Raw genomic sequence first — 20,470 nt, 5'->3', positions numbered from 1 at the left:
AAACAAAATATCATTTTGTTATGCCCTTTAAGCTCTAAAGGACTTCACTCAATTTTAGTGTGATTATATCAAAAAATACAAGCTGTGCTACAATAACCTTTTTGTAAAAAATATAATAAAAACGACAAGGAAATGGCAAAATGTTACAAACCATAAATTTAACGCAACGCTATGCGACTAAAAAATTGTTTGAAAATGTGAATATCAAACTAGACAGAAACAAACGCTACGGACTTATTGGGGCTAATGGGGCAGGAAAATCCACTTTTTTAAAAATTTTAAGCAAGAGCATTGAAAGTAGTAGTGGGGAAGTAATCATTACAAGTGGCATGAAAATGGGGGTTTTAGGGCAAGACCAATACGCTTTTGAAGAATTAAGCCTTAAAGATGCGGTAATGATTGGTAATAAGCGTTTGTATGAGGCTATTAAAGAAAAAGAGCGCTTATATACAGAGGGGGATTTGAGCGATGATAAAGTGAATATGAGACTAGGGGAGTTAGAGACCATTTGTGTAGAAGAAGACCCTATGTATGAATGCGAAGTGGTGATTGAAAAAATCCTAGAAGATTTAGGCATTCCTAGCTCTAAGCACAATGATTTGATGAGAACCTTGCCAAGTAGCGATAAATTTAAGATACTCTTAGCCCAAGTGCTCTTTCCTAAACCAGATATTTTGCTCTTAGATGAGCCTACTAACAACCTAGATTTAAACGCCATTGATTGGTTAGAAGACAATCTCAAACGCCATGATGGCACTATGGTGGTTATTAGCCATGACAGGCATTTTTTGAATGCGGTATGCACGCATATTTTAGACTTGGATTTCCACACGGTGCGTGAGTTTAGCGGGAATTATGATGATTGGTATATCGCATCTACTCTAATTGCTAAACAGCAAGAGGCTGAACGCAATAAAAAACTCAAAGAAAAAGAAGAATTAGAAAAATTTATCGCTCGTTTTAGTGCTAATGCGAGCAAGGCTAAGCAAGCCACAAGCCGCCAAAAACAATTAGATAAATTAGATATTCAAAGCTTGGCAGTATCTTGTAGAAGAGACCCTAGTATTATTTTTAAGCCTAAACGCACCATTGGTAATGAGGCCTTAGAATGTGAAAACATTTCTAAAAGTTATGATGGGCAAATCATTTTAGATAAAGTGAGTTTAAAAATCATGCCTAAGGATAAAATCGCTTTGATAGGGCCAAATGGCGTGGGTAAATCTACGCTTTGTAAAATTCTAGTAGAAGAATTAAAGCCCGATAATGGCGTAGTGAAATGGGGGGCAACCGTTCAAAAAGGCTACTTCCCACAAAATGTGAGCGAAGAAATTAGCGGAGAAGAAACCTTGTATCAATGGCTCTTTAATTTCAACAAAAAGATTGAAAGTTCCGAAGTGAGAAACGCATTAGGAAGAATGCTCTTTAATGGCGAAGAACAAGAAAAATGCGTGAATGCGTTAAGTGGGGGAGAAAAGCACAGAATGGTGTTGTCTAAGCTTATGCTAGAAGGGGGGAATTTTTTAATCTTAGATGAGCCAACCAATCACTTAGATTTAGAAGCTATTATTGCCTTAGGTGAAGCACTCTTTAAATTTGATGGGGCAGTAATTTGTGTCAGCCATGACAGAGAACTCATTGATGCGTATGCGAATAGGATTATTGAATTAGTGCCAAGTAGCAAGGGAGCTAAAATTATTGATTTTAAAGGGAGTTATGAAGAGTATCTAGCGAGTAAAAAATAAAGATGAAAAAGCTAGATATTGAAATTATTCAAAGCGTTTTAGAGATTATCAAAGAGCCTATTAGTCCTTAATTATATCTATTATAAAGCTTGAGAAAAGCTTTATAATAAGAATTTGGAAAGTTTACTTATGAAGTAAGATAGAAAGGGTTTGCCCGTGGCTATTAAAATAGCATTACACTAATAGTCTAGGACAATCTCTATTTTTTCTTCTGTAATAATTTTGTGGATTAAGTCCGATAACCTCTCTTTTAATTCAAAAACTTCCATATTAAGTTGGAAAATTCCTATATTTTTATTGCGCTCTTTTTCTTTTTCAAGATAATTTTGCAAGGTCAGAATGTTATTTTTACCTAGAGGGTTGTAGTATTCTTTGGCAATTTCTTGCTGTTTATATTTTGGGAAGTTTGGGATTTTTATATATCTTTCTAAATGGTTTAATTTTATGCCTCCACCATTTGCCTTATCTTTAATTTTTTCATAGAAATTCTTTTTATATAAGAATCCTAAAAACATAGCAACGAAAACATCCTCAAATTCACTTTCTGTTTTTCTTATTCTATTGATATTCCAAGGATGATAATTTGTAATTGTATATCCCATATCATTGAGATAAATGCATCTTCCAACTGTTCCATCTGCACTTAGAAAGATAGTTTTAGGAGGGATAAGTTTTAATTTATTTTTATTACCTAGCCAACGATAATTTGAGATAGTTCTATCATTACTCAATTCAACATTAGTAAACAATCTATAGAAGTTATCCTTTTGGGTCTCTGAGTAAATACTCTCTCCAATTATGCTTATTGCCAAATTATTTCCTCTATTTGCTTCATATTTTGACAATAATTTAAAAAATCCATTTTCATAATTCCTAATTAAAAAATCCATTTTTTTAAATTCTTTTTCATATAATCCTGTATCAAGGCGAGTTTCTTCTTTGATTTCATTAATGGTAGGATAAGAATAAGAAAAAGAATTTTGTTGTTGATTAGTTTGTAATTCTTCTTCTATCAAGTCATCTATAAGGGTATTTTTGTTTTTAATTTGTTGTTCTTTGTCAATAATGTTTTGGACAATCAAAGAAACCAAGGTCTCAACATCTTGTGGTTTTTGATTGTTGTTGATAGTTGGAAATGGGATTTTATATTGCAAGGCAATTAACTTTGAATGTCTTATAGTAGAACCTTGAGCTGTATTTAAATCAATATAATCTTTAAAATGTTGAGATTTTAAAAAACCTAGAACATAGTAATGTTTTTCAGTTTTAACCTTAATAGCAATTATTCCGGCAGATAGACTATCTCTATTATCCTTGTTACAATAAGGGTATAGAGCTACCTCGCCTAATCCACCACCACCACCATCTTTTGCAATAAGAATTTCATTTTTTTTTGGAAAAACTTTATTTTCAGGTTTGCAAAATTCAATAGAGCTTTCATCAAGCAAAAAATTATTTGATAGGTTTGCTGTTTTTAAAAATCTATGCAATGATTTTTTCATATAAGACTCAGACCCTATTTCTTTTCCAACTTTTACTTTTCTTTCTAACAAGTCAACAAGCTCAACAATATTATTATTTTTAATTGATAGTATCCGATAATCTCTTGCGGAAAAAGAGTGCATACAAAAATCTTTAATGGAAAAATTTCTTATTGTTTTTGTGGATTTTATATAACTTCTCACAAACTACTCCATCATATCCAAATGAAATGCTTGTTTAATCTCTTCTTCTTGGTATTGCAAAAAGCTTTTCCACTCTTTTTGCAAACTAGAAAAGTCCTCATGCAGTATGCTTGTTTTTTCAAAAGTTTCTTCATCAATAATATATTGAGGTTCAAAATGCACGGCTCTCTGCTTGGTTTTGACTTCATATCCAATATTGACTATTTCTTTGATAAAAACTTGGTAGTCTTGTGTAAGCAAAAATTGCTCATCTAGTTTAGGCTTATAGGCAATAATTACTGTAGTGGCTACGCCTGTTTCACCAAAAGTATTGCTTGGCAAATCAAAAATCCCTACAATTCTCATGCGCTCAATAAACCACTTGCGAACATTCTGCCATTCTTTTATGCTTGCAATAGAATTGGATAGAACGATTGCCATTCTTCCGCCATATTCCAAACATTTATACGCATTTTCAAGAAATAAAGCTCCCATATCCATAGAATTTGGATAGCATTGATTTCCACTAGCATCAAGGTCAAGTTTATTATGAAATGTTTCATAAAGCTTGATTGTTTCTTTCGGTAAATCCCATGTTCCATTTGCCCCCGTTTTCAAATCTCGCCCTTTTCCAAAAGGTGGGTTAGTGGCAATTATCTTAAACCTTTTTATATCTTTGTCTTTGTCATGCAAGTTTTCCCAAGTTTTCATGTCATAGTTGCTAGTTGTAAAATCGCCTTTTTTCATAACTTTGTCATTAATAAGTAGTTTTTGTGCGAGTGAGTCCATTTGCTCTAAGATTGCCCCACCATCACCATTTAACACAAGATTAAGTTCAGCCAACTTGAGATTACCGCTTTCTAAATCAAAACCATAGAAATTTGAGGCATTGGGTGGGAAATCTGCCTCTTTTCTGTGAGAATGCCTAAAGGCCATAGCGGGAAAATCACAAATACCACAACAGGGGTCGCACAATTCTTCACCTCTAATAGGATTTAGCATTTTAATAATATTTTTTACTACGGGGATTGGAGTAAAAAATTGTCCCTTATCAGCTTTTTGTTTTTCGCTACCAAAATTATTAAAAATAATTTGATTAAAGCTCTCGTTTTTAGCTTTTAAAATAGCTCGTTTTTGAAATATTTCAACCAAAGCTATTAAAAAGCGTTCATCATTGCCTCCTTTGTTGGGGCGCAATTGGCTATCATAAGAAAAAATGCGTTTTTGTGGATCTAAAACTTTTGGATATTCTTTTTGTGCTGAAGTATAAAGATTATTGATACGCTCTCTAAATGATTTTTCTGCTAGACCTTCTTGACGCTTTTCATCATCTTTGATATAGAAGTCTAAATAGCGATTATCTCGTTTTGAGCGTTTTTCATCAAAAACTTTTAGTGTTAAAAATTCAACAATCAAATCTCGCTCTGGGCTTGTTGGCTGAATGCTATCATTAGCTCGTTTTAGTCTGTTCATAAGTTCTGTAAAATTGACTTCGTCAATGGCATCTAAACTATCAAGTTTTAATTTGCTTAAATCAGAAATACTCTTATTGTTTTCAATAAAATCTTTTTGGCTAGGCAAATCAATAAGCAAATCACGCTTGTCTAAATTCCAACCATAAATACCATCTTGTTGCAATTCGCTACTTTCGTTAAAACGACGTATTTCTGAATTGCCAATTTTTTTAAAAATAAGAATGTCTGGTTGGTCATCAAAATAAACGCCAAAAATTCTATCCTTAGAAGTATTGAGTTCCATTGCGCAACGTAATTGATTCTCTATAGCATCAGCTACCGACTTGCCATTCTTCTTTGCCTCAAAAATAACCAAAACATTTTGACGAATTTTTGAAAAATTTTTATTAGCCTTGGCATCTTCGTAGTCTTTTTCCCAATTTTTATTTTTAAAAACAATAATATCAGGATTTAAACTTTTTCCACCATTGCCCTTTGGAAATCCAAATTCTACGCAGATGTATTCTTTTTGATACATACCACTATAAACTAGTGCGTATATAAACCTTGCTCGAACATATTCTTCGCTGAATTTACCCTTACTATCCTTTTTGCTTGCTTTTTTGCAGAAAGATTTAACGCCAATATTGTTTTGATACCATTCTTTGTCAATGATGGTTAGGTTAGAAAATTTTTTATCAAACTCTGCTAATAGAGTGGATAGACTACTCATTGAAGACCTTTTATAAATTTTAAAAGAACCATTAATATTTTATAAAAAATTAATGCATACATTTTTTACTTTTTGTTTGGGATTTGCTTTTATCATTCTATACGAAAATGACTTTTTAATTAAAAGTAAAACAACTCATTTTAACAAGATAAATATTAAAATCCAAAAAAATTAGAAACTTCTATTACAAAATCTCAAATGATGTAAAGGTAACAAATTTTTTTGGGTTATTAGAAATTTTCTTTTGATTTTTAGGGGGGTTAAAATAAAGTTGCTATAGTTTAAATATTTTAAATACAAGGAGATTTTATGCCATTTATCAATATCAAACTTGTGCCAGAAGATGGACAGCCTACAACAGAGCAAAAAAAGCAACTTATTGAAGGGGCAACGGATTTAATGGTGAAAGTGTTGAATAAAAACAGAGCCTCTATTGTTGTGCTTATAGATGAAGTTGATGCGAATAATTATGGGCTTGGGGGTGAGAGCATTCATAATTTAAGACAGAAAGCAAAGTCTTAAAAATATTCTTTTTGTAGATACCGATTATCAAAAATTTTACTTTAGACTAAAGATAAGCTTAAGTCTAAAGTAGCTAAAAAGTATCCCCTTATAGTTTTAATAAGAATACCCCTAAATAGATTTCAGTTTTTATTATCATAAAACATTTTTAGATATTGTGTTGATAAACTATCTTGATTTTCTAAGATATTAGCCAATCAAAAACAAAAAGAGTTTTTAATAAAATTTGAGTAATTTTATATCTTATTGTTAATCATGTTAAGAAATTCTATTTAATAATCATAAAATCCTAGCAAGCATGTTTAAGGCATGCTCTACGCTTTCTTTTTGGATTTCTTCTCTATTGCCTTGAAAAAAGCAACGCTCAATGAGTGGGGGAGTATTAATTTTTTGAGCCCCAATATACACCGTGCCAACCGGATTAGCACTATTGCCTCCATTAGGGCCAGCTACCCCACTAATAGCTAGGGCGTAATGAACTTTAAAATTTAAAAATACGCCTATAAGCATTTCCTTAACGCATTCTTCACTATAAACACTAAAGGCCTTTAGGGTAGTGGCATTAACCTTTAATAAATTTTGCTTAACTTCTTCATCATAGCATACAATACCCCCCATAAACACCGCTGATGCCCCACTAACTGAGCTAAAAGCATAAGATAGTAGCCCACCTGTGCAACTCTCTGCGACAGCTACTTTTGAATCTAAATTTTTTAATCGTTCTAATAAACAGCTTACGCCTTTATTTTGAGAATCTAATTCTAAAATATTATCGCCAAAAAGCGTTTGAAGGTAGTTTTTAGCTATAGGAATATTTTCACCCTTAAGTTCAATAAAATTTTTGCTCACTTCAGCTTGAATATTAAGTTTTTTTAATTCATTTTGAATCAAAATAAAACCGCTTTCATTATCCATATTTAAAAATTTAAATTTCATTTTTTATCCTTTTTAAAACCCTAGATTAAGTGTGCGCCATAATTCTTCTAACTCATGTATTTCTAAATGAATGCTACTTTGAGTGCGAAATAAGCGTTCTATTTTTTCTAGTTTAAAACTTTTAGACTTAAGACAATGTGGGTGTGCTAGAACAAATCCTTGCGCTAAAGCTACATCTTCTTTAAGTTGCTCTTCGCATAAAAAACATGTCCCCTCTATTTGTGCACGCCCCTCAAAATCTAAAAGAATCGCATGCATTTCTAACATAACTCTTAAGGGATGCTGTTTAGAAAGCTTAATAGCGCCTTTATCTAAAGTATCAAAATAGATTCTATCTAGGTTATGCACGCCTTCTAAGTGCTTTTTAAGTAGCACACAAAAGCGTTGCCAATAATACAAGCGCTCCATTTCTCTTTCCCATAAGTAGCCTAAATGTAAGACATTTCTTAATTTAGGCAAAAATTTATCATCATTTTCTTCTTCAAAATCAATTTTGCGCCCAACATTTAGAATACTATGGCGTTTGCCATAGAAACGATATAGGGTTTTTAATTCGCTCTCTGTGATAACAGAAACGATTAAATCTTCATCTTTTATACTTCTTGTTTCTAAAAGAAATCCTTGCATATCCACTCTTAAAGCTATTTTTACCCTAATTATAAGCAAAACTTAGATACAATTTGATAAAAACTGCAAAATAAGGAAGAGAATGGGCTTTGCAGACTTCTTTAAGAATTTTAAAATAGATAAATTGCGAAAAGCACCAAGTAAAAATGAGCAACCAACGCATTGGATTAAATGCCCTAAGTGTTATGCTTTGATGTATTATAAGGAAGTGTTTTCTAAAAATCATGTGTGCTTGAAATGCCATTATCATTTTCGTATGAATGCTATGGAGCGTTTGGAGTTTTTGTGCGATGCAGGGAGCTTTGAAGAGTTTGATAAGGAATTGCGTCCTAATGACCCTCTTAATTTCGTAGATAAAGAGAGTTATAAGCAACGAGTTAAAAAGTATGAGACTAAGACGGGTCGTCCTAGCTCAGTTATTAGTGGTGAGGCTACAATCAATCGCATGCCTTTGCAAATTGTGGTGTTTGATTTTAGCTTTATGGGGGGGAGTTTAGGCTCAGTTGAGGGGGAAAAAATCGTGCGAGCTATCAATAGGGCGGTTGCTAAAAGAGAAGCACTCTTAATTGTTTCAGCAAGTGGGGGTGCTAGAATGCAAGAATCCACTTATTCTTTAATGCAAATGGCAAAAACAAGTGCGGCTCTAAATAGACTTAGTGAGGCTAAATTGCCTTTTATTTCGTTATTGAGCGACCCTACTTTTGGGGGAGTTAGTGCGTCTTTTGCATTTTTAGGGGATTTGATTATTGCAGAACCTGGAGCAATGATTGGCTTTGCTGGAGCTAGAGTGATTAAGCAAACCATTGGAGCAGATTTACCAGAGGGCTTTCAAACGGCTGAGTTTTTATTAGAGCATGGCTTAATTGATATGATTGTGCATAGAAAAGATTTGCGTAAAACCATAAGCGATTTGATTGCAATGACTACACATGCGAATATAAAGGGTTTTTAGGGGATTTTTTAATGCGTTGCGTGGTGTATTCTATTACCAAAGGTTCATCTATAGAGTTGCTTGAAACTTATAAAAAACAATGTAAGCAATTTTCTTGCGAATTAGAATTGATAGATTTACTTCCCAAATCAGTGCTAAACGCACAAAAGGTTTCTAAAGAGTTAGCTCAAAATTCTTATTCTTTAGTTTTTGAGCCATATCTTAACCCTAAAGCAAAAAATATTGCCTTACACCCTAGAGGTAAAAGGGGTAGTAGCCATGTGTTTAGCAAAATTTTGCAAGATACACTTAATATTAATTTTTTTATTGCTGGAGCATACGGGTTTGAAGAGAATTTTTTAAGGCGTTGCGAGACTTGGAGCTTGAGTGAGATGACTTTTAGCCATGAAGTGGCTAAAGTTGTGTTATGTGAACAAATCTATCGGGCTTTAAGTATCATTTATCAGCACCCATATCATAAATAGGAGGCGTTGTAATGCGCTATTATATTGTATTTGCGTTTTTATTTATCGTAGGTTTTGGAGTGTTTGTCTATAGCATAGATTCGCATTCTTTTACCTTTAATATGGGGACTAAGAGCATTAATTTGCCTATTGCTATATGGCTTATGGGGGTTTTAGGGGCATTTGCATTTTTGTCATGGGTGTTTTTATTCAAGCATAATGCAAGTAATAAAATCCGCTCTTGGCGTGAAAAACAAGATTTTGAAAAATTGCTTAACCAAATTATGGCACAAGACACTCAAAAAACTTTTTTAAAAACCAAGTTTGCTAATAAGTATATGGAAAATCTTTCTCAAATTCTAGCTCGTTATGATTTAAAGGCGGATTTAAATACGCCTACAAGCGGATGTGAAAAGGTGGATAACCTTTTTTCGCATTATCAAAATATTGAAAATGGCGAGTTAAAAGAGCCTAAAGAACATGCCAAACACACCCTTTCTTATGAGCATGCGTATTTTCCTAAACGCCTAGTTGCTCTTATTCAGCATGACCTCAAAAACGCACTAGAGACCCTTAAAAACGAGCAAATTCCCTTAGATTTACGCCGTTATGCTTTTATAGAAATCACTCAAAAGGGGAGTGAAAAAGAAATTTTAAAAGCTTTAAATTTAATGCAAGGATTTTTGGATAAGGAATGTGTGCGCCATTTTTTAAAGGCTTTTTTTGAAAAAAATCTTGCGTTAGATGTTTCAAAAATATCACAATTATGTCTTGAAGTGCATTATGATAAAAACGATTACTTGCGTCTTGCTCAAATGGCACAGAGCTTTTTGATTCCTGATAAGTGGTTCAAATTTTTTGAATTTTTAAGCGATGAAGATGAACAAGCCCAAAAGGCGTTTTTATTTGTGTTGTTAGAACTAGAGATGAATGACCTAGCCAAAGAGCGTTTAGCTACTTTACCTTTTGAAGAATACGCTCTATTAAATGCTTACATGGACTTAAAAAATCACCATAAAGCTTATAAACTTGAGGCATTTTTATAAAAAGCCTTATAAGCTTATTCTTTTTGATAGAACTTTATTAATCTATTAAACAAAAATAGTTGCCCAAACTTCGCCAAAGAAGTATGGGGGCATTAAGTATCAATAGAAAGAATAGGGGAAATATCCGGGCATCATGCCATAGCCATAAGGCATCATGCCATAGGGCATGTAATAGCCCCCATACATTCCATTTTGCATGGGGGAATTAAGATTGTCTTGGGAATTGTAAAAGCCATTTAAAGAGCCATAATTATTAAAATGATTAATGGTAGGAGTGGTGTGTGCATCAATAGTGGCATTTTCTTGGGCTATGGCTTTTTCTTCTCTAGCGACTTCTTGGGCTTTAGTCTCTTTGGGGTCTTTGATTACCACTTCTTCTACAGGCACATTCGCCCCACAAGCACTTAGGGCATATGCTAAACACCAAGTGCTTAGCGTAAGTCCTCCTTTAACTAGCCATTCTTGCAATCTTAAATCTTTAGAGTTTGTGCGATTAAAAAACACTTTTTTATGGTTATCATTTGTGTGCAACATAACATTTCCTAATGGTATTAAAAATTTAAATAAATGTAGCACATTTTGGCTTGATTTAATTTTAATTAATCTTTAATTATAAGTTTGATTGAAACTCTTCATAGCCTTTTTTTCTTAATTTGCATGCGGGGCATTCATTGCAACCATAACCATAAGCATGCAAAGTCTTTCGCTCGCCATGATAGCAAGTGTGCGTTTCTTTAATGATTAAATCTAAGATTCCTAAATCTTTAGCCATTTGAAATTCTTGTGCTTTAGTCAAAAACATTAGGGGGGTATGAATAGTGATATGGGTATTTGAGCCTAGATTAAGTGAATTTTCTATACTTTTAATAAAATCTTCTTTACAATCAGGGTAGCCACTAAAATCCGCTTGTGAAACCCCTAAGGCAATGTTACTAGCCCCTAGTTTTTGAGCGTAAGAATGTAAAAGTGTGATAAAAATCGCATTACGATTAGGCACAAAAGAGCTGGGTAAGTCTTTATGCTGGGTGTGTGAATTTTTTATTAAATCCTTAGAGCTTTTAAAAAGGGCGGAGTGTGTGATACTTTCTAAAAAATCTAATTTGATGATTTCATAGGGAAGTTGTAAAAGAGAAGCGATTTTTGTAGCACATTCTAATTCTATAGAGTGTTTTTGTGCATAATCAAATCCTACTAAATAGACTTTTTTGAAGTGCTTTGTTGCCCATACAGCTAGAGTAGTGCTATCTTGTCCGCCACTAAAGCTTAAAACGCAAATTTCTTGTTTCATAAAAATTCCTTAAAAAAACTAAAGAGATATAATAACACAAAGAAAATTGAAGAGTGATAAGCGTGTTTGAGTTAGACAAGGAAATAAAAGAGCTGTTTAATCTTTATGAAAAATCCCCTTACGAGCTTTATTTGGTAGGGGGGTGTGTGCGTGATAATTTAATGGGAATTATGCCTAAAGATTATGACCTAACTACAAATGCCAAGCCTAGTGAAAGTAAAGAAATCTTATTGAAACACCATTTTAAAGTGCTAGAAACCGGTATCAAACACGGCACACTTACAGCCTTTAAAAACAATAAAGGCTATGAAATCACGACTTTTAGAATTGAAAAGGGGCATATCAAGCACAGAAAGCCTAAAAAATTAGCTTTTAGCAATAGCTTGATAGAAGATTTAAAACGGCGTGATTTTAGTATGAATGCCATAGCTTATAGCCCTACAAAAGGGTTTATTGACCCTTTTAAGGGACAAATTGCAATTAAAAATCAAGAGATTAAGTGTGTGGGTGAAGCTAAAAAGCGTTTTTATGAAGACGCTTTAAGGATTTTAAGGGCGTTAAGATTTAGTGCGAGCTTAGGATTTAAAATAGAGAAAAACACTCAAATAGCCATTTTTGAGTGTAAGGATTTGTTAAAACACCTTTCAAAAGAACGCTTGCAAAGCGAATTAAACAAACTTCTTATGGGGAAAAATGCCTATGAAGTTATAAAAGAGTTTAAAGAGATTTTTGAATTAGTGATTGAAGAGAAAATAGAAAATTTAGAGTTTTTAAAAGGAGCTAATTTAAATTTAGAGTTAAGGTTGCTAGGGTTTTTTAAGCACCAACAGAGTTTAGAAAATTTACGCTACCCTAAGAAAACTTGCACTTTATTTGCTAAAGCTAAAGAATGCCACAAAGCCTTTTTAAATATCCATAATAAAACAGAGTTAAAATTTTTATTAAAAGACTATGATTTAGAGTCTTTTAATCTAGCCTTAGAATTTTATTTTTTAGAAAACTACAAACATGCCTTAAAAATCAAATACTTGTTTAATGAAGTGTTAAATTTAAACGAGCCTTTTAAAAAAGAACACCTAGTTCTTAAGGGCGATACACTCAAAAGTTTAGGCTATCAAAATAAAAAAATAGGCGAAATTTTAGAAAAATGCTTAGACCTAGTGATAATTAGCCCTAAAAGTAATTCTTTGGAATTTCTTATTGAGTGGGTTAAAAGTAGATATTGATTTAAATGCTGTTGTGTTATAATCAAGCTTGATTTGATAAAAAATAGGAGATTAATAATGAATAATGAAACTTATATTGAGCGTATAGAGTGTCGTACAGAGTTTATGGAAGGGAGCAGTATTGAGAGTAAAATTAATACAACGATAGGAATTGCAGAACAGCGTGGCTATCATCTTAGAGATATAAAGTTTGTTAATTATATGTATGAATGGAGAATGGTGGAAGTGGCACTTCTCATTTTTGATAAAAAAGTTTCTTCAAAATAACTTATCGCTTTGAATTGTTGTTTTGAAGTGGGCTAAAGCCCAAAACTTATCTTTCTTTTTAGGCAATGCTTTTAAATGGCTATAATTTTTTTAAAGCACTTTTAACCTTGATTGTGTCAATATAACAAAAAACTTTAATACGAGAATTTATGGACTTTAAGAATAATCCTAAAAAATGGCTTTTTTTAGCCCCCTTGGCTGGTTATACAGACTTGCCTTTTAGAAGTGTGGTGAAAAAATTTGGCGTAGATGTTACGACAAGTGAAATGGTTAGTTCGCATTCGCTCGTGTATGCGTTTGATAAGACTTCTAAGATGTTAGAAAAATCTAGCCTAGAAGACAACTTTATGGCACAAATTTCAGGCTCTAAAGAAAGTGTTGTTAAAGAAGCGGTTGAAAAAATCAATGCCTTAGGACATGTAAGTGGGATTGATTTTAATTGCGGTTGTCCAGCACCTAAAGTGGCTAATCATGGTAATGGTAGCGGGTTATTAAAAGATTTGAATCATCTTGTAAAACTCTTAAAAATTATTAGAGAAAACACGACTAAAAAAATCACAAGCGTGAAAGTGCGTTTAGGCTTTGATAAAAAAATCCCTACAGAAATCGCTCAGGCTTTAAATGATGCTCCGATTGATTATGTAGTCGTGCATGGAAGAACACGAAGTGATAGGTATCAAAAAGATAAGATTGATTATGAAAGCATTGCTTTAATGAAAGAAATTTTAAAAGTGCCTGTTATGGCAAATGGCGAAATTGACAGCGTTAAAAAAGCTTTTGAAGTGTTAAAAAAGACTAATGCTAATGGGCTGATGATAGGGCGAGCAGCTTTAAGAGCCCCTTGGATATTTTGGCAAATTAGAAATAATACCACCGAGTTACCAGCCGTAGTGAAAAAAGACTTGGTTTTGGAGCATTTTGATAAAATGGTGGAGTTTTATGGAGAAAGGGGGGTGGTGATGTTTAGGAAGAATTTGCATGCTTATGCTAAGGGTGAAATGGGGGCGAGTGCTTTTCGTAATTGTGTCAATACCCTTACAGAGATAAAAAGCATGCGAGAGAGCATAGAAGAATTTTTTAGTCAAGAGATGTTGCAAAGTGAAGTGCCATTATGGGTAGAATTGAATCAAAAAAGCGTTTGAAAGCGGTTATTTTTTTAGCTAGTTTTGCAGGGGTTCTTTTGGCAAACACCGATAATACCCTAGAAAAAATGCCTTTTTTTAAAACTAAAAATCATATTTATTTAGGCTTTAAATTAGGCACAGGGGCTGGCACACGCACTACAATGTGGCAGCAAGCCTACAAAAATAATCCTACTTGTCCTAATGATGCTTGTTATGGCGAAAAATTACAGGCTCATTATAAGGGGAATCAAGACCTATCCTATAGTTTTCAAGTTGGCGATGAAATATCCATAGACAAATATCACATTTTAGGATTAAGAGTGTGGGGGGATATACAATATGCTAACGCTCAATTAGGGAAAAAAGTGGGGGGCAACACTAAACTTGCTAACAAAAATTATAACCCTAGTGATTTAAGGGCGTATGACCCTAATACGGGGCAACAAGGCGCTTTAATTTTGCAAGAGACCAAAAGCCCCCAAAACTTCCTTTTTAATAATGGGCATTTCATGGCGTTTGGGCTTAATCTCAATGTGTTTGTGAATATTCCTATTGATGTGATTTTAAAACAATCTTTAAAGCTTAAAAAAATGTTGTTTTTAAAAATGGGTATTTTTGCTGGGGGTGGAGTAGAATACGCAATATTATGGAGTCCTAAATGGGAAAATCAAAATACACAGCAAAACGATAAGTTTTTTTCAGCTGGTGGAGGGTTTTTTGTGAATTTTGGGGGTTCTTTGTATGTGGGGAGACATAATCGCTTGAATGTAGGGTTAAAAATCCCTTATTATAGTTTGAATGCACAAAGTTGGAAAAATTTTGGTTCTAGTAATGTGTGGCAACAACAAACCATGCGCCAACATTTTAAAACCTTTAGAAATCAAGAAATCTTTGTGAGCTATGCGTATTTGTTTTAGATTATAGCCTTTCTAGGGCGATTAAAAAATCTCTCATTAAAGTAGCGCAAATAGCCCCCATAACTATTAGGATTAAAACATTCATGCCTATAAACGCCTTTTTATTATTGAGTAAAATGGAGCCATAGCGAAAGGATAAATTCCCAAGTAAAACAAGCCATACTAAGGAAGAACAGAGTGCGCCAATTAAAAAGATAAGTTTGTTGGTATTATCAAATGGGAGTGCACTCGCACCAATAAGAAATACCATTTCTAAGTAGATTTGAGGGTTAAGCAAGCTAACCGCTAAAGTGAATAATAAAGTTTTCCTTAATGATAGGGTTCTAAAAGTTTGAGTCTTTTTAGCTTGAAAGGTTTTTAAAAGTCCTAGAAGTGCCATAAGGGCATAATAGCCCGTAAAGAGCGCTCCACATAAGCTTAAAATTAGGGCTACATAGGGGTTCTTGGCTAAAAACGAGCCCACGCCAAAAACTCCAGCACTCATCAAAAAAATATCACAAACAAAGCATATCAAACAGATTAAAAACACATGATTTTTAGCGATACCTTGCTCTATAATAAAAAGAGTTTGTGCTCCTATGGCGGCATTCAAAGAAAGGGCTAAACTAAAACCCTTTAAAAAAACTAGCATTTTACACTAACCATTTAACCAAAAAGAGTCCCCCACCAATCAACAAGATTAAAAGAATCAAGGCTAGTAAAAAAGCCTTACCTCCACTAGAGGCAAAGTTTTTCACATCTACTTGAAGTCCTAAGGCACTCATTGCAAAAATAAGAAAAATTTCTGAAATTTGGCGCAAAAGAGCAAAACTATTTTCTAAGGTTTGAGGGTTTAAGACATCTTTTGTAAGCAAGGGCAAATAAGAATGCACCACTACCATACCTAAAAAGGCGAATGCAAACCATGGGATTTGTAGTTTGGTTTTTTCTGTAGTGCTATTATTTTTTGAAAAGTAAAAAGAAACTCCAAGTAATAGGGGGATAAGTAAAATCACACGCACCATTTTAATGGTAATGGCTACTTTTTCAGCTTCTAGGTTAATAGAGCTACTAGCCCCAACAACATTGGCTACTTCATGTAAGGTCGCACCGATATATACGCCTTCTTGCATAGGGTTTAAAGGGATAATGCCTAAATTATAGACAAAAGGGTATAGAAACATAGAAAGTAGTCCAAAGACAATAACCGTTCCAACCGCTATAACGCTTTTAAAAGGCTTGGATTTTAGCACCCCTTCTAAGGCAAGCACGGCTGCTGCCCCACAAACTGCACTCCCTATAGAAACAAGCATAGAGGTTTCTTTATCAAGTCCTAGCTTATTGCCTAAAAGCACCCCTATAAAGAATATAACAATAACGACAATTAGGGCAATTAGTAGGGGTGAAAAACCATAGCTTAAAATTTCTGTTATGCTTACCTTAAAGCCATAGAGAACTACACCTAAACGCAAGAGTTTTTTCGCACTTAATTGCACCCCACTATTTAGATGATGAGAATATTTAGGATAGATAAAAGACCCCAAAAGTCCAAGCAACACCCCCACTAAAAGTGCAGAAATATGATTATTTTTAAAAAACGCAAATTGTGCGATATAAAGGGCGAGTGCTACAATAATTCCAACAACACCAAGCCCTAAGAAATAACTTTTATAATTAGTTGAACCCATAAGCCACTCCAAACTCCATAAAATCAAGTATTTTGCCTAAAAACCAAAAGTTATAGCGAAAATAGCATAATATTACTAATAATCAAGATTAGTTTTTTAGTTTTTATTAAAGGAAAAATATTTTTTATTGGTTTTGATTTTGTTTTCAATATTATGTTAACATAACCCTAAAATTTAGTTTTTACGCTATTATAAAACACCTAAAGGTTATTTTGAAATTTCAAGATAGCTATTAGTTGTTTTTAAAAGGGGATTAAATTAAAATGAAAGACATTAAAAAAACCCTTATTTTTATTTTTATGGTTGCACTAGGTTTTCAAGCTATTCAAGCTAGAGATTTTTCTAAGCTTAATGATAAAGAGCTTTTAAAACTAGCTGGAAGTCTTCCTTCTAGTGAGGCGATTGATTATCGTATGGAAGTGTCTAAACGCCTTAAAGCCTTGAATACTGAAGATGCTAAGAAGTTTCGTGCGAGTTTCAGTAGAATGGCTAAAAAAAATCTTTCAAAGATGAGTGAAGAAGATTTTAAAAAAATGCGTGAAGAAGTGCGTAAAGAATTAGAAAAGAAGACTAAAGGCTTAAGTGCTGAAGAAATCAAGTCTAAGGGGCTTGATGTGAGTGTGTGTAGCGGTGATGTGAGAAAAGTTTGGTGCAAGGCTAAAAAGATTGAAGATGAGGGGCATTGTGCGCCTACTAAAGGGTGTTAGTTTTTTGTGCTAAGACAAAATGAGATGACACGCTTTCTTAAAAAGGATATACCATGAATAAAACACTTTAGATATTCTTTATAATTTCTTGTTTGTTGATGTTGCTAAATATAAAAAAGTTGGGCTTAAAATCAAGTGATTGTTATAAAGGTTATGATTGTTTGAAAAACATCAAAAACATGAATATAAGCATAAGAAGACCAAACAAACTTTTTTAGCTCATTTTTTTTGATTTTTGCAGTTGTTGGCAAACGCATTAATTTAAAAAATTCAGCCCCCCAAAAATTGGTTTATTGGTGTGTATGTGGGGTTCTTTTTTTAAGTAAAACCTTAAACATTCACGCACATAAAAACTTGATTGAATCTACTAAGCCCTAACAACCTATTAAAAACCAATAAAAACAAAAGACAATAATTACTTTAAAAGGATTTTATAAATTATAAATGAGATTACGAAAACACCCTAACTAATAAGACATCATTTTTGCTAGTATTTTTTAGGTAATAAACGCCAAATTTTTTCAAAAAACTATAACCATATCAAACAAAAATCTATCACAAAAATATTGCCTTAATTCCTAAAAACCAATACTAAAAGATAAACACAAAAGTGGATTAGATTAGAATAAGAGCCAACAAAGAGTTGGCTTAAAAAGCTTATTTTTTATCCGCTTTTTCTTCCTTTTCATGCTGTTGGTGCTTTTCGTGTTCTTTATGTTCTTTGCCTTTGCTATGCTCATGAGCATGTTTTTTATTACAATCACAAGACTTCGCACCAAGTTCGTTCTTTTTCTTATCTTTTTTCTTGCCACAATCACATGACTTTAACCCAAGCTCCTTATCTAAGTCTTTCATATTATGCTTACTAAGCTCCTCTTGCACTGCCTTTCTATGCGTTTCAAACTCTTCTACGCTCATATCATCAGTGTTCTTGATGGCGTATTCGTGCAATTGTTTATGAAACTTCGCACGCTTTTCTTGGCTCATATCTTTCAAGCGCTTTCTAAGCTCTTTTTTATAATCCACAATATCCTTTGGAGCTACAACACCAGCCATTTTAGCTAGTTCCAAATCACTCTTTTTGCTAAAATCCATAGCACCCAAAGGAGCCAACATAAGCGTTGCTAAAGAGAACGCTAAAACACATTTTTTTACCATTTTTATTCCTTTTTGTTAAAATTAAATTTTTACTAGAGTTAATAAACTCACTTAGGCGCACAATGCCCCTCATCTTCAATCTTTTTAGCCTTGCACCAAACTTTTCTCACATCACCGCTACACACACTCACATCAAGCCCCTTAGACTTGATTTCTTCAGCACTTAAGCCTTTAGTCTTCTTTTCTAATTCTTTACGCACTTCTTCACGCATTTTTTTAAAATCTTCTTCACTCATCTTTGAAAGATTTTTTTTAGCCATTCTACTGAAACTCGCACGAAACTTCTTAGCATCTTCAGTATTCAAGGCTTTAAGGCGTTTAGACACTTCCATACGATAATCAATCGCCTCACTAGAAGGAAGACTTCCAGCTAGTTTTAAAAGCTCTTTATCATTAAGCTTAGAAAAATCTCTAGCTTGAATAGCTTGAAAACCTAGTGCAACCATAAAAATAAAAATAAGGGTTTTTTTAATGTCTTTCATTTTTTCTCTTAGTAAAAATCTTAAGCACCATATTGAAAAATCATAATGCTTAGAGTCAAATACTAGCAAAAGTCTGTAAATTTGATATTTTGTTTTTAAAAGCAGTAAGATTATTTTTAAATAGTTTGGACAAAAATGGAAAAATTTTTCATAGATTAGAATTTTTATCCTCCCCCTTAATATTGTAATCAAAGCTAATATTTCTTAAAGGTCATTTTGTTTAGCAATGAATTGGTTACTACCCCAACGCCTACACCTATTGCTAGATTATCTGTAGCTAATACAACAGCTACCACAATAAGCATGTTAATCGTATCTTGGATTCTAATTTTTGTAATCTCGGTAATAGACTTGAGATTAAAGGTTGTTATAGAAATCATAATCATTACAGCAACAACTGCTGCTATGGGGATTTTGGTTACATATTCGTTAAAGACAAGCACTAGGATAATGAGAGAAAATCCTGCAAAGAATGTAGAAAGCCTTGTGGTAGCACCTGATTTGGCATTAATGATAGATTGACCTACTAAAGCACAGCCTGTCATGCCTCCTAAGATTCCTGAGGTGATATTGCCTAGACCTTGCGCTTGAGATTCTTTGTTTTTGTCGCTAGAATCTCCAATGATGTTGTCTAAAGTCTTAGCCGTAAGCAAGCTCTCTATAGTCCCAACAAGGGCTAAAGATAGGGCATAAGGTAGCAAGCCTAGAAAAATAGGCATATCTAAATGAGGTAATGCCATAAATTCAAATTCCATTTTGCCTTGTTCTATAGTGCCTAAAGTTGGGACTTGAATATCAAAAATAATAGCTATTGCACTAACTGCAATAATACAAATTAGATTTGAGGGGACTTTTTTAGTGATTAGTGGGAATAAATAAATGATAAGAATGCCTATAAGAACTAGCATATACATGGGATAAGATTGGTTTTCAAAAAATTTGAATTGCTCTTTTAATAGTAAGATAGCTAGTGCGTTCACAAAGCCAAACATTACAGATTGGGGAATATATTTTAATAATTTTCCTATTTTAAAAATCCCAAAAAGGATTTGGATAATTCCTGCCATAATGGTCGCAATACCAACATATTCTATCCCATAGTCTTTGCAAACTCCAACTAAAACTAAAGCTACTGAGCCAGCTGCTGCACTAATCATAGCCTTTCTAGCGCCAAATAGAGACAAAATAAGCGCCATATAAAAGGTTGTAAAAAAGGCAATGCTAGGGCTTAACCCAACCATAATAGCAAATCCGGCAGTCTCTGGTATCATAGAAAGCCCCACTACAAAGCTAGAAAGCAAATCCTTATGAATGTTTGAAAGCCATTCGTCTTTTATTTTTTTTATCATCACACCCTTTCTAAGACAAATATTAATCCAAAGGATAATTTAAGCGGATTTTCCTTAACTCAGTCTTAATTATTTAGAGAATTTTATTTTATAGATTGATTTTTTAAAGTAATAGGGGAATGTTATTGAAAAAATTTATTTTGTGAGGCTTAGTTTTGGTGTTTGT

Annotated in this window: 21 protein-coding genes; 10 read left to right on the top strand and 11 right to left on the bottom strand. The window is 33.3% G+C overall.

Features of this window, described 5'->3' with window-relative positions:
* Positions 1 to 140 precede the first annotated feature (140 nt).
* Positions 141 to 1,742: an ABC-F family ATP-binding cassette domain-containing protein gene (locus HCW_RS06445; RefSeq protein ID WP_014661419.1), complete on the top strand. Its 1,602-nt coding sequence runs from the start codon at positions 141 to 143 to the stop codon at positions 1,740 to 1,742.
* Positions 1,743 to 1,921: 179 nt separating this feature from the next.
* Here HCW_RS06445 and HCW_RS06440 read toward each other — a convergent pair whose 3' ends face one another.
* Together HCW_RS06440 and HCW_RS06435 are read right to left on the bottom strand one after the other, a co-directional pair.
* Positions 1,922 to 3,427: a hypothetical protein gene (locus HCW_RS06440; RefSeq protein WP_155802253.1), complete on the bottom strand. Its 1,506-nt coding sequence runs from the start codon at positions 3,425 to 3,427 to the stop codon at positions 1,922 to 1,924.
* A 3-nt stretch (positions 3,428 to 3,430) separates the two neighbouring features.
* Positions 3,431 to 5,593: an HsdM family class I SAM-dependent methyltransferase gene (locus HCW_RS06435; protein ID WP_014661417.1), complete on the bottom strand. Its 2,163-nt coding sequence runs from the start codon at positions 5,591 to 5,593 to the stop codon at positions 3,431 to 3,433.
* Between the two features lie 309 nt (positions 5,594 to 5,902).
* Here HCW_RS06435 and HCW_RS06430 point away from each other — a divergent pair, with 309 nt between their 5' ends.
* A complete protein-coding gene (locus HCW_RS06430; RefSeq protein WP_014661416.1) occupies positions 5,903 to 6,115 on the top strand; it encodes a 2-hydroxymuconate tautomerase family protein in 213 nt (70 codons plus the stop codon).
* Between the two features lie 279 nt (positions 6,116 to 6,394).
* On the opposite strand, the gene HCW_RS06425 is transcribed toward HCW_RS06430, so the two are convergent.
* Positions 6,395 to 7,051 carry a nicotinamide-nucleotide amidohydrolase family protein gene (locus tag HCW_RS06425; protein WP_014661415.1) on the bottom strand — a complete coding sequence of 219 codons (657 nt, stop codon included), beginning with the start codon at positions 7,049 to 7,051 and terminating at the stop codon, positions 6,395 to 6,397.
* 12 nt (positions 7,052 to 7,063) lie between these two features.
* A complete protein-coding gene (gene recO, locus HCW_RS06420) occupies positions 7,064 to 7,678 on the bottom strand; it encodes a recombination protein RecO (RefSeq protein WP_014661414.1) in 615 nt (204 codons plus the stop codon).
* Between the two features lie 82 nt (positions 7,679 to 7,760).
* On the opposite strand from recO, the gene accD reads away from it, so the two are divergent.
* The 3 genes from accD to HCW_RS06405 are packed head-to-tail and all read left to right on the top strand — an operon-like array spanning position 7,761 to position 10,119.
* On the top strand, positions 7,761 to 8,630 hold the full coding sequence (accD, locus tag HCW_RS06415) for an acetyl-CoA carboxylase, carboxyltransferase subunit beta (RefSeq protein ID WP_014661413.1): 870 nt from the start codon (positions 7,761 to 7,763) through the stop codon (positions 8,628 to 8,630).
* 11 nt (positions 8,631 to 8,641) lie between these two features.
* Positions 8,642 to 9,094 carry a 23S rRNA (pseudouridine(1915)-N(3))-methyltransferase RlmH gene (gene rlmH / locus HCW_RS06410; RefSeq protein WP_014661412.1) on the top strand — a complete coding sequence of 151 codons (453 nt, stop codon included), beginning with the start codon at positions 8,642 to 8,644 and terminating at the stop codon, positions 9,092 to 9,094.
* A gap of 11 nt (positions 9,095 to 9,105) precedes the next feature.
* A complete protein-coding gene (locus tag HCW_RS06405; protein WP_014661411.1) occupies positions 9,106 to 10,119 on the top strand; it encodes a hypothetical protein in 1,014 nt (337 codons plus the stop codon).
* 99 nt (positions 10,120 to 10,218) lie between these two features.
* Here HCW_RS06405 and HCW_RS06400 read toward each other — a convergent pair whose 3' ends face one another.
* Both HCW_RS06400 and queC read right to left on the bottom strand, forming a co-directional pair.
* Positions 10,219 to 10,653: a hypothetical protein gene (locus tag HCW_RS06400; RefSeq protein ID WP_014661410.1), complete on the bottom strand. Its 435-nt coding sequence runs from the start codon at positions 10,651 to 10,653 to the stop codon at positions 10,219 to 10,221.
* Positions 10,654 to 10,729: 76 nt separating this feature from the next.
* Positions 10,730 to 11,407 (bottom strand): 7-cyano-7-deazaguanine synthase QueC, encoded by a 678-nt coding sequence (queC, locus tag HCW_RS06395; protein ID WP_014661409.1) that lies wholly within the window; start codon positions 11,405 to 11,407, stop codon positions 10,730 to 10,732.
* 62 nt (positions 11,408 to 11,469) lie between these two features.
* Between queC and HCW_RS06390 the strand changes: the two genes are divergently transcribed.
* From HCW_RS06390 to HCW_RS06375, 4 genes are all read left to right on the top strand, one after another.
* Positions 11,470 to 12,633, top strand: coding sequence for a CCA tRNA nucleotidyltransferase (locus HCW_RS06390; RefSeq protein WP_043902818.1), 1,164 nt, complete (start codon positions 11,470 to 11,472; stop codon positions 12,631 to 12,633).
* A gap of 57 nt (positions 12,634 to 12,690) precedes the next feature.
* Positions 12,691 to 12,900, top strand: coding sequence for a hypothetical protein (locus tag HCW_RS06385; protein ID WP_014661407.1), 210 nt, complete (start codon positions 12,691 to 12,693; stop codon positions 12,898 to 12,900).
* Between the two features lie 149 nt (positions 12,901 to 13,049).
* On the top strand, positions 13,050 to 14,042 hold the full coding sequence (locus tag HCW_RS06380; RefSeq protein ID WP_014661406.1) for a tRNA dihydrouridine synthase: 993 nt from the start codon (positions 13,050 to 13,052) through the stop codon (positions 14,040 to 14,042).
* Positions 14,012 to 14,941, top strand: a complete 930-nt coding sequence (locus tag HCW_RS06375; RefSeq protein WP_014661405.1) for an outer membrane beta-barrel protein — start codon at positions 14,012 to 14,014, stop codon at positions 14,939 to 14,941. The genes HCW_RS06380 and HCW_RS06375 overlap by 31 nt, the downstream gene beginning before the upstream one ends.
* A gap of 1 nt (position 14,942) precedes the next feature.
* On the opposite strand, the gene HCW_RS06370 is transcribed toward HCW_RS06375, so the two are convergent.
* Both HCW_RS06370 and HCW_RS06365 read right to left on the bottom strand, forming a co-directional pair.
* Complete coding sequence (locus HCW_RS06370; protein ID WP_014661404.1) at positions 14,943 to 15,572, bottom strand: LysE/ArgO family amino acid transporter; 630 nt, start codon at positions 15,570 to 15,572, stop codon at positions 14,943 to 14,945.
* A 1-nt stretch (position 15,573) separates the two neighbouring features.
* Positions 15,574 to 16,608 (bottom strand): YeiH family protein, encoded by a 1,035-nt coding sequence (locus HCW_RS06365; RefSeq protein WP_043902817.1) that lies wholly within the window; start codon positions 16,606 to 16,608, stop codon positions 15,574 to 15,576.
* Positions 16,609 to 16,871: 263 nt separating this feature from the next.
* Between HCW_RS06365 and HCW_RS06360 the strand changes: the two genes are divergently transcribed.
* Positions 16,872 to 17,315, top strand: a complete 444-nt coding sequence (locus tag HCW_RS06360; protein ID WP_014661402.1) for a DUF1104 domain-containing protein — start codon at positions 16,872 to 16,874, stop codon at positions 17,313 to 17,315.
* Between the two features lie 657 nt (positions 17,316 to 17,972).
* On the opposite strand, the gene HCW_RS06355 is transcribed toward HCW_RS06360, so the two are convergent.
* From HCW_RS06355 to HCW_RS06345, 3 genes are all read right to left on the bottom strand, one after another.
* Positions 17,973 to 18,473, bottom strand: a complete 501-nt coding sequence (locus tag HCW_RS06355) for a DUF1104 domain-containing protein (protein WP_014661401.1) — start codon at positions 18,471 to 18,473, stop codon at positions 17,973 to 17,975.
* Between the two features lie 47 nt (positions 18,474 to 18,520).
* Complete coding sequence (locus tag HCW_RS06350) at positions 18,521 to 18,955, bottom strand: DUF1104 domain-containing protein (RefSeq protein ID WP_014661400.1); 435 nt, start codon at positions 18,953 to 18,955, stop codon at positions 18,521 to 18,523.
* 194 nt (positions 18,956 to 19,149) lie between these two features.
* Complete coding sequence (locus HCW_RS06345; protein WP_014661399.1) at positions 19,150 to 20,304, bottom strand: SulP family inorganic anion transporter; 1,155 nt, start codon at positions 20,302 to 20,304, stop codon at positions 19,150 to 19,152.
* Positions 20,305 to 20,470 lie beyond the last annotated feature (166 nt).

The sequence above is a fragment of the Helicobacter cetorum MIT 00-7128 genome (assembly GCF_000259255.1).
Taxonomy (GTDB): Bacteria; Campylobacterota; Campylobacteria; order Campylobacterales; family Helicobacteraceae; genus Helicobacter; species Helicobacter cetorum_B.
This window is presented reverse-complemented; position numbering and strand designations above follow the sequence as displayed.

What these genes read in the sequence shown, in the direction of transcription:
- HCW_RS06445 (WP_014661419.1), top strand. Translation starts at nt 141, where the DNA reads ATGTTACAAACCATAAATTTAACGCAACGCTATGCGACTAAAAAATTG.
- HCW_RS06435 (WP_014661417.1), bottom strand. Translation starts at nt 5,593, where the DNA reads ATGAGTAGTCTATCCACTCTATTAGCAGAGTTTGATAAAAAATTTTCT.
- HCW_RS06430 (WP_014661416.1), top strand. Translation starts at nt 5,903, where the DNA reads ATGCCATTTATCAATATCAAACTTGTGCCAGAAGATGGACAGCCTACA.
- HCW_RS06425 (WP_014661415.1), bottom strand. Translation starts at nt 7,051, where the DNA reads ATGAAATTTAAATTTTTAAATATGGATAATGAAAGCGGTTTTATTTTG.
- recO (WP_014661414.1), bottom strand. Translation starts at nt 7,678, where the DNA reads ATGCAAGGATTTCTTTTAGAAACAAGAAGTATAAAAGATGAAGATTTA.
- accD (WP_014661413.1), top strand. Translation starts at nt 7,761, where the DNA reads ATGGGCTTTGCAGACTTCTTTAAGAATTTTAAAATAGATAAATTGCGA.
- rlmH (WP_014661412.1), top strand. Translation starts at nt 8,642, where the DNA reads ATGCGTTGCGTGGTGTATTCTATTACCAAAGGTTCATCTATAGAGTTG.
- HCW_RS06405 (WP_014661411.1), top strand. Translation starts at nt 9,106, where the DNA reads ATGCGCTATTATATTGTATTTGCGTTTTTATTTATCGTAGGTTTTGGA.
- HCW_RS06400 (WP_014661410.1), bottom strand. Translation starts at nt 10,653, where the DNA reads ATGTTGCACACAAATGATAACCATAAAAAAGTGTTTTTTAATCGCACA.
- queC (WP_014661409.1), bottom strand. Translation starts at nt 11,407, where the DNA reads ATGAAACAAGAAATTTGCGTTTTAAGCTTTAGTGGCGGACAAGATAGC.
- HCW_RS06385 (WP_014661407.1), top strand. Translation starts at nt 12,691, where the DNA reads ATGAATAATGAAACTTATATTGAGCGTATAGAGTGTCGTACAGAGTTT.
- HCW_RS06380 (WP_014661406.1), top strand. Translation starts at nt 13,050, where the DNA reads ATGGACTTTAAGAATAATCCTAAAAAATGGCTTTTTTTAGCCCCCTTG.
- HCW_RS06375 (WP_014661405.1), top strand. Translation starts at nt 14,012, where the DNA reads ATGGGTAGAATTGAATCAAAAAAGCGTTTGAAAGCGGTTATTTTTTTA.
- HCW_RS06370 (WP_014661404.1), bottom strand. Translation starts at nt 15,572, where the DNA reads ATGCTAGTTTTTTTAAAGGGTTTTAGTTTAGCCCTTTCTTTGAATGCC.
- HCW_RS06365 (WP_043902817.1), bottom strand. Translation starts at nt 16,608, where the DNA reads ATGGGTTCAACTAATTATAAAAGTTATTTCTTAGGGCTTGGTGTTGTT.
- HCW_RS06360 (WP_014661402.1), top strand. Translation starts at nt 16,872, where the DNA reads ATGAAAGACATTAAAAAAACCCTTATTTTTATTTTTATGGTTGCACTA.
- HCW_RS06355 (WP_014661401.1), bottom strand. Translation starts at nt 18,473, where the DNA reads ATGGTAAAAAAATGTGTTTTAGCGTTCTCTTTAGCAACGCTTATGTTG.
- HCW_RS06350 (WP_014661400.1), bottom strand. Translation starts at nt 18,955, where the DNA reads ATGAAAGACATTAAAAAAACCCTTATTTTTATTTTTATGGTTGCACTA.
- HCW_RS06345 (WP_014661399.1), bottom strand. Translation starts at nt 20,304, where the DNA reads ATGATAAAAAAAATAAAAGACGAATGGCTTTCAAACATTCATAAGGAT.